The organism is Enterovibrio coralii (genome assembly GCF_001559595.1).
Lineage (GTDB): Bacteria > Pseudomonadota > Gammaproteobacteria > Enterobacterales > Vibrionaceae > Enterovibrio > Enterovibrio coralii.
Map to the genome: position 1 here is coordinate 218,597 of NZ_LNTY01000034.1, position 12,882 is coordinate 231,478.

Genomic DNA, 12,882 nt, shown 5'->3' on the forward strand with positions numbered 1-12,882 from the left:
CATGGGTATCACCGCAAGTATAATATTCTTGAAGCAAGAGCCTTACTGCAATACATACTGAGAGTGAAACCATCACTTAACAATGTAAAACGGTATGTTCGAGCAATAGACGTATTAAAAAACGGGCAACCTCTACATTTGAATCTACAATGTTTATATTCACCATATAAGATAGGTCAGCATGACAACTTAATATTTAAGGACCAAGATTTACGCGACCGTTTGAATATTGCAATGACGACAGTCGAGTGTTCACCTCAAGGCTTCAATATCTTTGTAAACTCAAAGCATAACTCAATATGGCTATCTACAACAAAAGCCATCTCCAGCCTTTCTTTTGAAATTTATGTAATTATCTCCTCAGTACTTAAAAAGTTTGTATTTAAGAGTAAGCTTTACCGGAGCAAAGATTATGCAGTTTGATGTGATTGTAATTGGTTCTGGACCGGCCGGTACTTCGGCTGCATTGCCACTAGTTAGAAGTGGGAAAAAAGTTCTTATGTTAGATTGGGGTAATAAAAGCGACAACTCTGTGCCCTCCCAATCTCATTATGATTCTAGAGAAAGTGATGATAAGCAATCAAATTGGATGATTGGGAAAGATCTATTTTCTTTAAAAAATAACTCTTCGGTATCTCCAAAGTTAAGAATACCAACATTAGAATATGTATTTAGAGATTTTGAAAAAAGTTTTTCCGTAGATAGCGACAACTTTTTCTACACAGGCTCTATGGCTACTGGTGGTCTATCTAACGCATGGGGTGCGGGTGTCGCTGCTCTATCTCCTGCAAATTTGATCAAAGAATATGGCTCAGCTTATAGAGAGATGCTCACCTCGTACGCAAATGTTTCTCCTAGGTTAGGCATTAGTGGAAGTAACGCAGATAAGTTGTCAACGTATTTTAACGTCGATAGATGGGCTGACAAGGGTGTCGATCTTGATGATCTACCAAAGTATATCTTAGAGGAATATGATAACAAATCGGAAAGCTCTGATGTGGTTTTAGGTCGCGCTCGAATTGCTGTTTTGAGTAAGCCTAAAGATGAAAGAAAAAAATGTGATAGCTTAGGAAACTGTCTTTGGGGCTGCAAGAACGAATCGATATACTCTGCGAAATACGAAATGCGCTCGCTTATGAAGAGCAGCAATTTTAAAGTGATAAACGGAGTTGCTGTCACCAATATAAAATCCAATGAGAATAGGGTTTACGTTAGCGGTTTTGATCAAAACGGCGGTGAAATTACTTTCGATGCTCATTCGGTATTTTTAGGGGCCGGTACGCTATCAACGTCTAAGATATTAGTTAAATCCTTAGCAATTCGTAATAGTGAACTTAGAATACAAAGTTGTCCTACTGCTGCATTTCTTCTTTTTGTTCCTAGATTCTTTGGCAGAAAAGTGAGTAAATCAGAGTTTGGTTTAGGGCAAGTCTCGTTTAAGGTAAAACTCACTAAGAAACTTGATGGGTTTGGGTCCTTTTTTGGTACGCAGGGTTTACCTCTCTATGAGTTTGTAAGGCATCTACCTATTGGTATTTCCTCTGGTGCTAGATTTTTGAGTAGTATTATAAATTCATGTATGGTTGGTAATCTATTTCTTCCTGGCACACTTTCAACGTCGAAAATGATCGTTGATGAGAGAGGTGAGATTTCGTTGTCGGGAAGCTATGATGACTCTTATAGAAAGTTAGGCTCTAATGCAAAAACTAAGCTAGTCAAGCAATTTGCCAGAATGAAGTGTTTTATGGTGCCTTTCAGCTTTAAGTTTACAGAGCCAGGCGCGTGTATACATTATGCATCTACATTTCCAATATCTGACTCAAATGAAATTGGCACTTGTAGAAAATCTGGCGAAGTCGTTGGATTAAAGAATGTATATGTAGTTGACGGGGCTTCTTTACCAAGTTTGTCCGAGAAATCACATACCCTAACCATAATGGCTAACTCGGACAGAATTGCTCGGAATTACATATCTAGAGCACATAAGTAGCCATGAACGGATACGACTATCCTTACTGAATTAAATTTTTTCAGACTTAAATGTTTAAGGGCGGAAATGGACAACATACTAACAATACCAATCTTTATATGTGTACTTGGGTTGTTTTTTTATTGGGCATCTTTTAGATATAAAACTAATAACTGTTTAATGGCCTTTTTGGTTGTTTGTTATTTTTTAGTCTTGGGAGGAGATGTCCTAACATTATCAATGATCTTCATTGGTACTTACTCCATCGGTTTTTGGCTAAACTACTTTTTGGCAAAACAAGAGGATTTTGGCCCCTTAAACCTAGTTTCAGGTTTTGTTGCTTTATACATTCCCGTTTTCTTTATTTCGGTCATTAGTTCCTACCCGGGAATATTGGGCCGGTTGCCAGTATCACTGAAAGCCAGTTTATTAGATACAAAACTTCTTTCTGTTCTTATCATCATTATTGCATTGGTTTGCTTTGTTAGCCTAATAGTTAAGAAGGTAGAGCCTTTAAAGGCACGAGTTCACGACACACTAGCTCAATTCGAAGATGCTAACGCGTTGACTTTTATCCCACTTTTATTTGTGGTTTCTATTACATCATATGTTGCAATGCCTACTATAGGCTATGATGACTTAGCCATACATTCCTATATACAGAATCAAGTTGTAGCTGGTAAATTTCCTATTTTTGACGTTAGTGTTAACGTTTGGTCTTATGCTCAATGGGTTTCTAATGTTTATTATGGTTTGGCGGGTATATATTCTAACGTTGAAGGGAGAAGTGTTTTAAATTTGTTTATGGCATTGTCAATTGTAACAATGTTGATTAAGCTATTCCGAAGACATTTTTCAACCAACATTTCCTTATTGTTTGTAGTTTTCGCTTCTTCGACTCCTTTATTTATACTCAGCTTAACCAACAGTCAGAGTGAGTTGATATCTACTTTTCTCCTCGTTTCAATACTTTATTGTTACATTAATTACAATCAAAATACGCTTGTTAAAGCATTGCTGATTTTTGCGTTTTCTGTGGCTATAAAACCAAGCAACGCAATAGTTTTCGGGCTTCCTTTCGTTATGTTTTTAGCGAAGGAGTACGAATTGCACAAGCTTACTTTGTTTAAGAGTGTACGCTTCTATTTTTCACTGTTGGTTTCGCTATTTATATTTTCTTCTGTATATATTTTTGCGTTCGTAAAAACAGGAAATCCAGTTTATCCATTGTTTAATGGCATTTTCCATGCACCTGGTTTTCCAAATGTTAATTTCTTTAATTCAGTATATTCCGGCAACTTCAATGTCAACGCGTTTTTAGGATTGATCTTCAATACATCAAAGTATATGGAGTCGAATGATGGAGTTGCAGGTTTCCAGCTACTATTACTTCCTTTGGTCCTTTTGGTTTCACCATTTCTATACAAGAGAGCTAATAAGGAGGTTCTGTTCCTTTATGCGATCATCATCTCAGCAATAGGGATGTTCTACTCACAGCAGTATGCAAGATATGTCGGTCCTAGCATATTTGTGGCAACTGTCGTTTCATGTTTGCTGCTTTCCAAGATCCAAACCTTAAGCAAAAAAGTATTAATCTCAATATTGCAATTTTTATCATTGCCAATTTTTCTCACCTAAATCGTGTTATTTGGTACTTTTCCGGTTGGAGTCCTGATTTAGTATTAATGCCGGAGAAGAGAGAAAAGTTTGTTATTAATAACGAGCCTATATTGCAAGTTAATGATTATTTGAATTCACTTAAGGGTACAGTGACGGTCGTATATCCGCCACAGAAACCATTTGCGTCTAACCTTAAAGGTAATTACGTGTACTTAAATTGGTATAATACTAAAGGTTCTGATGCATTTAGTTTGGGAGAGGATGAGTTATTTAAGTATATCCTTTCTAAGAATTCTACACATATCATTACATTTTCCGGTGTAGACGACGCTCTTTCTCGTGTGGCTAAGAATCATGGGGAATTAATATATCAAAATGTACTCTACGATGTTTATGAAATAAAGAAGAAACCTGTGAATATTGAACCGAAAGTGAGTTTTTTCGGTGATGTTCCTGTGAATAAAAACGGCTCTTTTTCTGTTAGTTCAAATAACTTTGCACTATATGAGTATCCTCAAATTGAAGGTTCGCGAAAATTCAATTTGGAATTCGTATACTCTTGCGCGGAAGGAGGAGTTTGGAAAGATTATGTTGAGTTTGATAGGTACACCAACTTTACAAATATGATTAGAACAAATGTTTGTAAAACCCCTGGGGTAAAACAAAAGCATAGTCTTGTTGTTGAGGCTCCTTTTGCCACAAAAAATATAAGAATCTTTGTACAACCTATGAGTGGTGTATATACCGTTTATTCAGTCGCCCTTAGTGAGTTAAGAAATGATTGACGATAAAAAAATAGGCGTGGTAGTGCCATGCTACCGAGTTGTTAAGCAGATTGATAAGGTGCTTGAACGAATTCCGGGAGATGTGGATGTAATCTATATTGTTGATGATTGCTGTGATCAGGGAACTGGTGAATACGTATCAAACAATATCTCCGATCCTCGTGTGAAAGTGATTTTTCATGAACAAAACCAAGGAGTTGGAGGTGCTGTAATTTCGGGTTATCGCCAAGCCGTGTTAGATGGATTAGATATTGTCGTTAAAATTGACGGTGATAATCAAATGGACCCCACTCTGATACCAAAGTTTGTAAAGCCAATTGCTTCTGGTAATGCTGACTATACAAAAGGTAATCGCTTTTTCAATTTTTCAGACTCTGCAAGTATGCCTAAAGTCCGCTTGATGGGTAATATTGGTTTGTCCTTTCTTACAAAGGCGTCTAGTGGTTATTGGAAGAACTTCGACCCTACTAACGGCTATACTGCTGTTTCCGTTACAGTGCTGAAAATTCTCCCTCTAGATAAAGTTAACAAACGTTACTTTTTTGAAAGTGATATTCTGTTCAGGTTATCATTGGCTAATGCAAAAGTTGTAGACGTTCCAATGAGAGCCGTCTATGAAGATGAGGAATCCAATCTCCATATAAGGAAGGTGTTTTTCCCGTTTTTGAAAGGAAACTTAAAAAATCTTTACAAACGTATAATCTACAAATATTTCTTACAAGACTTCAATATCGCTTCTTTAGAACTGTGCTTTGGCATCATATTTATGCTTTTCGGGTTTGTTTTCGGGGGCGTAAATTGGTTCAATAATGCGATTGCAGGTATAGAAACCCCTGTCGGTACGGTAATAATTTCTGCCCTTGGCATCATTGTAGGATTTCAGCTTTTTCTTTCATTTCTCTCATATGACATTTCTAATTATCCAAGTAAAGCTGTTTCGCCAAACTTAGATAATGACTGAGCTTCACTCAACGTTAATTGGTAGTTTTTTATGATAAAAGTACTTTCGGTATTCGGAACTAGGCCTGAAGCAATCAAAATGGCTCCCGTAGTGGAAGCGATTAAAAATGACGCTAGGTTTGAAGGGAAGGTATGTGTTACTGGCCAACATAGACAGATGTTAGATCAAGTTCTGGAACTCTTTGAGATCTCACCAGATTATGACCTAAATATTATGAAGCCTGGTCAGGATCTCACAGATGTGACTACTGCCATTCTTGTGGGGTTACGTGAAGTATTGGCAGAGTTCAAACCTGACTATGTTCTTGTGCATGGTGATACGGCTACAACTCTGTCAACGACGCTTGCTGCATATTACCAGCAAGTTAAGGTGGGACACGTCGAAGCAGGACTTCGTACAAACAACATATATTCGCCGTGGCCTGAAGAAGGCAATAGAAAGGTGGCTGGTTGTTTAGCTAACCTCCATTTTGCGCCAACGGGAACCTCTCAAGACAACTTGCTTAGTGAGAACGTAAACGCAGATGATATCATCGTGACAGGTAACACCGTCATTGATGCATTGTTGATGGTTAAAGAAAAGCTAAAAACTAACCATAACCTAGGTAGCGCACTTGATAGCCAATTTAGCTTCTTGAAAGAGGATAGCAAGGTCGTTCTTATTACTGGCCATCGACGCGAAAGTTTTGGCGGCGGATTTGAGCGTATTTGCGAATCTATCTCGATTCTCTCTACCAAATACCCTGACGTTGATTTTGTCTATCCAGTGCATCTAAATCCTAATGTTAGAGAGCCTGTAAATCGTTATTTATCTGGGAAATCTAATGTTCATTTGATTGAGCCGTTGGACTACCTTCCATTCGTATACTTGATGAACCGCTCAGATATCATTCTTACTGACTCTGGTGGTATTCAAGAAGAGGCTCCTTCTTTAGGTAAGCCTGTGCTTGTTATGCGAAATACCACAGAAAGACCTGAGGCCGTCGAAGCCGGAACTGTGAAGTTAGTAGGTACTGATGTCGAACTGATAGTCGACCAGGTATCTACGCTACTTACAGACGACGATGCTTACACAAAAATGAGCTTTGCGCATAACCCGTATGGTGACGGGAATGCATCGAGACGAATAGCTGATGCGATTGTGCTTAAATGTAACTAAAAAAAGGCATGCTTAGCATGCCTTTTTTTTCAATACTTATCCTATAAATTTTAAATGGTATCTAAGAGAGCTTTTCACATACCAAATGAAATGCTTGGAAAACAACTTTCTGTTCTGGTGTGATGCAAAGTGTACCGCTTTAACACTAGGGAAGTAGCTTACTTTTAGCCCCATCTTGTTCGCTCTTGTGCACAAATCGGCATCTTCAAAGTACATGAAGTAGCGATCATCAAACCCACCCAATTGCTCATAAGATGCAGATTTTACCAACAAAAATGAACCTGCAGCCCAATCTATTTCAATCGGCTCTTTGATTTCGTCCTTGTTATATACATCCGTTCTTTTGATACCAAATAGAGACTTCACTGGGGCAAGAAGTTTAGGGTAGTAGCGAATAGAGATATCGTAGCTAGAGAAGTCACTATCTCTAAACAGATTAATGGCTGAAATATCTGAGTTGCGCTCGACTGCCAGTGTAAGTAGTTGCCTTACGCTTGCGACTGAAATGGCCACATCTGGATTAAGAACCAAGAAATAGTCTTCAGCCACCATTTCCAGAGTTTCCTGGCAATACTTAAAAACCGCATTGTTGTTCGATGCGAATCCGAGAGGTTTCTCTCCACAAACTAAGTGAATTCCAGCATCATCGGCATATTTCTGCAGTGCTGTTGACGGTGTTGTGTTCGAACGAATCACAACGTTATAGCTAGTTGCGAGGTTAGCGAGCGTATCGTTAGCGGTGATCAAGCTGTCATGACCGTGATTGATTACAGAGACAAACAGTTTCATGAAAGATCGCCGTTTTTAGGTTTATAGCCAGTAGGTGCGGTTAGCAAAATATCCTTAATACAGTCAGTGTCGAAGTGGTGGCAACAACTATCAAGACGTGTCAATAGTGCCTCCATTTCCGGCCATGAAAGTTTTTCCTCACTAGCTGTCATTATCTTCTTATGGCTCGTACCTTCAACATTCTCTCCAACTAACAACTCTTCGTAGAGCTTTTCGCCCGGCCGTAAGCCCGTAAATTGGATCTCAATGTCACCGTCATCACTGTTGCCGTCGTAGTATTCCTGCATGCCCATCAAACGGATCATACGGCGGGCCAGATCGACAATCTTCACTGACTCTCCCATATCCAACACAAACACTTGTCCGTTTTTACTCATTGCCCCTGCTTGAATAACGAGCTGAGCAGCTTCGGGAATGAGCATGAAGAAGCGTGTTATTTCAGGGTGCGTAACAGTGACTGGGCCGCCTTTACGTATTTGTTTTTTAAACAAAGGAACCACAGAGCCAGAAGAGCCCAGTACATTACCAAAGCGAACCATGGTAAAGGTGATATTTTTCTCTTTATCCGCGAGAGCTTGAAGCACGAGCTCTGCGAGGCGCTTACTTGCGCCCATAATGTTCGTAGGGCGAACTGCTTTATCCGTTGAAATCAGCGTAAAGTTAGCTACCCCAGTAGCAATCGCGGCATTAGCGCAAGCGAGTGTTCCGAACACGTTATTACGAATGCCTTCGATAATATTGTCCTCTACCAATGGGACATGCTTGTATGCTGCGGCATGGTAAACGGTTTCCGTTCCATGGGCGGCCATAAGCTTTGTCATCCGGTTTTCTTTTTGAACAGAGCCCAGTGCAGCGACAAGGTTGGTCTCGAACCCATAGTTTTGTTTAAGGTTTTCCAACTCTTGATGGATGCTATACAAGTTAAATTCGTTTAACTCAAACAGCACCAAGGTCTTTGGTTTTAGCAATAGTATTTGCCGACAAAGCTCTGAACCGATTGACCCACCAGCACCTGTCACCATAACGGATTTATCAGTGATGTTTTGGCTCATCAAGTCAGTATTAGGTTCGACAGGTTCTCGCCCTAAAAGATCGCCTACCGCCAAGTCTTTGATGTCAGTGGCGAGTGCTTTTCCTGCCGCAATATCTTCAACAGACGGTACCGATTGCACCTCAATAGGCCAACTGGAAAGCATTTCAACCAAACGTAGGCGATCGCCTTTACTGATATTGTTAATCGCTAACAGTAGTTTTACTGGTTTGTAGAGAGACGTTAAACGATCAAACTCACTAGAAGGGTAGATCCTAACCCCACTCAGGATCTGTCCTGCCTTCTTAATATCATCATCTAAGAAGGCAACAGGGTGGTATTCATCTCCTTGAATCAGAGCATAAGCTAAATCTCTTCCTGTTGAACCTGCACCATAGATGAATACGTTCGGCTTTTTTCTGCGGTAATGATGGTAATAAACTGTTCGAATCAAGATGCGAGGAGCACCCAGTGAGAAGATAGCTAAACCTGCATAAATAAAGGGGACGCTTCGAGGAATGAAGCTTGAGAAAAGAAGCCACTGATTGCTAATGTTATCGCTGAAATAAACACAGCAAAAAACATATTCCCAATAGCTGGAAGCATCATGTAGCGAAGAATGGCGCGGTAAAGTCCCAACTTTATGAAACAGACAATAGTTACAATGCAGGTGATTGCGAGGCTAAGAATCTCGTGTAAACCAAAAGGAAAAGACATGCTGTCCATCCTCAAAGCCATGGCAAAGAGGTACGAGCCGATGATGGCGAGCAAGTCATAAACAATACTAATTATGCGCTTATTTTTACGCTGAGCACCGAGCAGCAACTGGATTGGTGTAAACATTCGTGTATTTATAATTCTCTGTTTGCTTGCGGTTAGTTAGCCAAACTGCAGCAATTAATTTTCTGCAGCTATTCTAAGAGTGTTTGGTGATTGCATCCAGTTTAGAGTGTTAGAATCTTGCGGTCACGTTAAAGATAGATTGGATACCTCAGTGAAGATATTGATTACCGGCGGAAACGGCTTCGTAGGCTCGCGATTAGCATTGACCGCTCAGCATCAAGGTATGGATGTTCTCACCCAAGTGAGAAGCGGGGCAGTAAGCAACAACCAAATCGAGATAAAGGACATTAGTCCGGATACAGACTGGGGCGACTGTTTACAAGGTGTTGATGTTATTGTTCATTGTGCAGCGCGCGTACACCAAATGAACGATGACCAAGACGATGCGTTAGAAAGCTACCGTCGCGTTAATACTGAAGGAACCTTGAGATTAGCGCAACAAGCTGCAGATGTAGGCGTTAAGCGTTTTGTTTTTTTGAGTACAATAAAGGTAAATGGGGAGTTTACTGAAAAGGGAAAACCGTTCACGCCAAATGTTGTGACCGCACCTAAAGATCCCTACGGCTTGAGTAAATATGAAGCTGAGCAGCGTCTTACTTTGTTAGCGAAAGAAACCGGTCTTGAAGTGGTCATCATTCGTCCTCCTTTGGTCTATGGTGAAGGTGTGAAAGCGAACTTCCTGTCTATGATAAACATCGTAAGGAAAGGTTTGCCACTTCCTTTTGGTGCGATAAAGAATCAACGAAGTCTTGTTTATCTCGATAACCTTATCTCCTTAATATTGGCTTGCTGTAAGCACCCAAAAGCCGCGGGAAAGGTTTTTCTTGTTTCCGACAATCACGATGTCTCAACTTCTTTGCTTTTTAGACAAGTCGCAGCTAGCTTAGGGAAGCCCAACAGATTGATCCCAGTGCCGCAATGGTTGCTCGAATTAGTAGCAACGCTACTAGGGCGGCGTGATATTGCGCAGCGATTGTGCGGAAATCTCCAGGTCGATGTTTCTGATACAATACGTGCACTGGGGTGGCAGCCGCCTTATACCTTTAAACAAGGTATTGAAAATACCGTCACGGCTTATAAAGAAGCATTGTCCGAAAGCCAATAATTTAGAAGTGAGTAATTCTTAGTGATAAAGATTTTTGATTATTCTTTAGCGTTTTTAGGTCTGCTGTTTCTTTGGCCAGTGATGCTCATCGTCGTTATTCTTGGCTACTTCGATACAGGCTCGCCAATCTTCCGCCAAGAGCGCGTAGGGCGTGATCAAAAGCCTTTACGTTAATTAAGTTTCGAACAATGGCACCAGAAACGGAGTCAGTTGCAACTCATTTAGCGCAAATGACGTCGATAACCAAGCTTGGTACATTTTTAAGAAAACTAAGTTGGATGAGCTGCCGCAGCTTATCAATGTTTTAAAAGGTGAGATGAGTCTCGTAGGGCCAAGACCTTGCCTGTTTAATCAATCTGAACTTATTGAGGCTCGCAAATTGCGTGGTGTGTTTGATGTGTTACCTGGTGTGACGGGGCTAGCTCAAGTCAACGAGATTGATATGTCTACGCCAGAAAAGCTGGCGCAATGGGATGAGAAAATGATCAAAACTATGTCGCTGAAAAACTACTTCACATACATCATTCAGACTGCTGTAGGGAGCGGTTCTGGTGATCGTATAAAAAACTGACACCACTATTAGAAAAGCAAATCAGTGCGAAACATGCATTTTTTGTCAGTCTTAAACCACCGCCTATGGAGTTGGTGATCGTTTGTTCGGGGTTAAGCCCGTAAAGAACTCATGCTAGATACTACCCTTGTTTGTTACCAGCAATCGAAGGAGTAAATAGCATGAGCAGATATGACTCATCATCGCACGTTTTCTATCGGTGTCAGGAGCAGATAATCTGGGACGCCCAAGTACCGATTTAAAATCCTCAAGGGAAATGTAGTGCATGAACTGTATCGATGAATCCATGCTTTCTGCAGCATAAAGAAGTGCAGAATAGTGGAGTTGAACGTTCAGATAGACCATGTGCACTTGGTGGTGAGAACACCGCAAAGCTTGAGTGGTCCAGAGTTAGTAGGTTTCATCAAAGGCGGAACTGCGATAAAGCTGTTTGCCAAGTTTCCTTACATGAGGAAGAAAAAGTTGTGGGGAAATCACTTTTGGCAAAGAGGGTACTTTGTTGATTCGGAAGGAGCGAATGAAGCCATCATTCGTCGAAACGTAAGGCATCAAGAAAAGCAGCCAAGGAGGATGAACTACATCAGATGGAATTGAATATTCAAAGTTGAAGCAGACAGCCCCCTTTTTAGGGGGCCGTTTCAAAGCCACCTGCTTTGCAGGTGGCTTTCCATGAGTTCAGGTATTATTTAGTACCAAAGTCCTTATCTCCCTCGTCATTCACCTGAAAATTTATCTTCACAACCTTGCCTCTTTTTCATCTAAAAACCGTCATGTTCTACATTTAAGGTATGTCTCAAAGATGGGCATATCACTGTAAGGCTGATCGATTTCTTACTGGTTGCATCTAAAGGGAGCGTGGATGAAGATAGCGGTAGCTGGAACGGGCTATGTAGGGTTGTCGAACGCAATGTTGCTTGCGCAGCACAACCATGTCGTCGCCGTTGATATCGTGGAAGACAAGGTGTCGCAGCTGAATGAAGGGAAGTCACCCATATCAGATACAGAGATTGAAGCTTTTCTTTGTCGAGATGATATACGTTTTTACGCCACGTTGGATAGCCAAGAAGCTTACGCTTGGGCCGATATAGTCCTCATTGCCACGCCTACTAACTACGATCCAGAAACTAATTTCTTTGATACGTCGTCTGTTGAGTTAGTTATCGAGCAGGTAGTAAATACGAACCCTCAGGCTTTGGTCGTGATAAAGTCGACAGTACCCGTCGGGTTCACCGGAGTAATGCAAAAAAAATATGGCTCCGAAAATATCATGTTCTCTCCGGAGTTTTTGCGCGAGGGAAGGGCACTTTACGATAACCTTCATCCCGCCCGAATTATCATCGGCGCGACATCGGTAAAGGCAAAGATGTTTGCGGGTCTTTTGCTTGAAGGGGCGGTAGCAAAAGATATACCTGTGCTTTATACCCATTCAACAGAAGCAGAAGCGGTTAAGCTGTTTTCTAACACCTACCTTGCAATGCGGATTGCTTTTTTTAATGAGCTGGATTCTTATGCTGAGTCTTTGGGGTTAAGCACCAAGGAAATCATCCAAGGGGTATGCTTAGACCCGCGTATTGGCAACCACTACAACAATCCTTCGTTTGGGTATGGTGGGTATTGCTTACCGAAAGATACCAAGCAGTTACTCGCCAACTATCAGAAAGTCCCCAATAACATTATCGGGGCCATTGTCGATGCAAACCGTACACGTAAGGACTTTATTGCCAATGCTATTCTTGAAAAGAAACCTAAAGTGGTAGGCATCTATCGTCTCATCATGAAATCGGGGTCAGACAATTTCCGCGCCTCTTCTATTCTTGGTGTGATGAAAAGACTGAAAGCGACGGGCATTGAAGTTGTGGTTTATGAGCCCGTTTATAAAGACGCGACGTTGTTTAATTCGGAAGTGATGACTGACCTTTCAGCATTTAAAGAAAGGGTAGACATCATCGTTTCCAACCGTATGGATCCTTTGCTAGAAGATGTTGCCGAGCGCGTTTATACGAGAGATTTGTTTGGCATTGATTAGCCAACATATTTGAAGATACTGAAAA

8 protein-coding genes and 3 pseudogenes are annotated in these 12,882 nt (G+C 40.8%); 9 read left to right on the forward strand and 2 right to left on the reverse strand.

What is annotated here, in order from left to right; translation table 11 throughout:
- The first annotated feature begins 412 nt into the window (after nucleotides 1-412).
- From ATN88_RS12340 to wecB, 5 genes are all read left to right on the forward strand, one after another.
- Nucleotides 413-1,990, forward strand: coding sequence for a GMC oxidoreductase (locus ATN88_RS12340; protein WP_067416167.1), 1,578 nt, complete (start codon nucleotides 413-415; stop codon nucleotides 1,988-1,990).
- 66 nt (nucleotides 1,991-2,056) lie between these two features.
- Nucleotides 2,057-3,607 carry a hypothetical protein gene (locus ATN88_RS12345; protein ID WP_198158377.1) on the forward strand — a complete coding sequence of 517 codons (1,551 nt, stop codon included), beginning with the start codon at nucleotides 2,057-2,059 and terminating at the stop codon, nucleotides 3,605-3,607.
- On the forward strand, nucleotides 3,517-4,374 hold the full coding sequence (locus tag ATN88_RS12350; RefSeq protein WP_157490718.1) for a hypothetical protein: 858 nt from the start codon (nucleotides 3,517-3,519) through the stop codon (nucleotides 4,372-4,374). The genes ATN88_RS12345 and ATN88_RS12350 overlap by 91 nt, the downstream gene beginning before the upstream one ends.
- A complete protein-coding gene (locus tag ATN88_RS12355; RefSeq protein ID WP_067416179.1) occupies nucleotides 4,367-5,335 on the forward strand; it encodes a glycosyltransferase family 2 protein in 969 nt (322 codons plus the stop codon). Before ATN88_RS12350 ends, ATN88_RS12355 begins: the two co-directional genes overlap by 8 nt.
- A gap of 30 nt (nucleotides 5,336-5,365) precedes the next feature.
- Nucleotides 5,366-6,493, forward strand: coding sequence for a non-hydrolyzing UDP-N-acetylglucosamine 2-epimerase (gene wecB / locus ATN88_RS12360; RefSeq protein WP_067416183.1), 1,128 nt, complete (start codon nucleotides 5,366-5,368; stop codon nucleotides 6,491-6,493).
- 36 nt (nucleotides 6,494-6,529) lie between these two features.
- Here wecB and ATN88_RS12365 read toward each other — a convergent pair whose 3' ends face one another.
- Both ATN88_RS12365 and ATN88_RS12370 read right to left on the reverse strand, forming a co-directional pair.
- On the reverse strand, nucleotides 6,530-7,282 hold the full coding sequence (locus ATN88_RS12365; RefSeq protein ID WP_067416186.1) for a glycosyltransferase family protein: 753 nt from the start codon (nucleotides 7,280-7,282) through the stop codon (nucleotides 6,530-6,532).
- A pseudogene (locus tag ATN88_RS12370) lies at nucleotides 7,279-9,155 on the reverse strand (polysaccharide biosynthesis protein). Before ATN88_RS12370 ends, ATN88_RS12365 begins: the two are co-directional and overlap by 4 nt.
- 151 nt (nucleotides 9,156-9,306) lie before the next feature.
- Here ATN88_RS12370 and ATN88_RS12375 point away from each other — a divergent pair.
- The 4 genes and pseudogenes from ATN88_RS12375 to ATN88_RS12390 all read left to right on the forward strand — a co-directional run bounded on the left by ATN88_RS12375 (nucleotide 9,307) and on the right by ATN88_RS12390 (nucleotide 12,857).
- Nucleotides 9,307-10,260, forward strand: a complete 954-nt coding sequence (locus ATN88_RS12375) for a UDP-glucose 4-epimerase family protein (RefSeq protein WP_067416189.1) — start codon at nucleotides 9,307-9,309, stop codon at nucleotides 10,258-10,260.
- Between the two features lie 81 nt (nucleotides 10,261-10,341).
- Nucleotides 10,342-10,831: pseudogene (locus ATN88_RS12380) on the forward strand (sugar transferase).
- 161 nt (nucleotides 10,832-10,992) lie between these two features.
- Nucleotides 10,993-11,425 (forward strand): annotated as a pseudogene (gene tnpA / locus ATN88_RS12385) (IS200/IS605 family transposase).
- Nucleotides 11,426-11,690: 265 nt separating this feature from the next.
- Nucleotides 11,691-12,857 carry a nucleotide sugar dehydrogenase gene (locus tag ATN88_RS12390; RefSeq protein ID WP_067416192.1) on the forward strand — a complete coding sequence of 389 codons (1,167 nt, stop codon included), beginning with the start codon at nucleotides 11,691-11,693 and terminating at the stop codon, nucleotides 12,855-12,857.
- Nucleotides 12,858-12,882: the final 25 nt, after the last annotated feature.

Excerpts from the sequence above, each read along its gene's own strand:
- ATN88_RS12340 (WP_067416167.1), top strand. The coding sequence starts at position 413 with ATGCAGTTTGATGTGATTGTAATTGGTTCTGGACCGGCCGGTACTTCG.
- ATN88_RS12345 (WP_198158377.1), top strand. The coding sequence starts at position 2,057 with ATGGACAACATACTAACAATACCAATCTTTATATGTGTACTTGGGTTG.
- ATN88_RS12350 (WP_157490718.1), top strand. The coding sequence starts at position 3,517 with ATGTTTGCTGCTTTCCAAGATCCAAACCTTAAGCAAAAAAGTATTAAT.
- ATN88_RS12355 (WP_067416179.1), top strand. The coding sequence starts at position 4,367 with ATGATTGACGATAAAAAAATAGGCGTGGTAGTGCCATGCTACCGAGTT.
- wecB (WP_067416183.1), top strand. The coding sequence starts at position 5,366 with ATGATAAAAGTACTTTCGGTATTCGGAACTAGGCCTGAAGCAATCAAA.
- ATN88_RS12365 (WP_067416186.1), bottom strand. The coding sequence starts at position 7,282 with ATGAAACTGTTTGTCTCTGTAATCAATCACGGTCATGACAGCTTGATC.
- ATN88_RS12390 (WP_067416192.1), top strand. The coding sequence starts at position 11,691 with ATGAAGATAGCGGTAGCTGGAACGGGCTATGTAGGGTTGTCGAACGCA.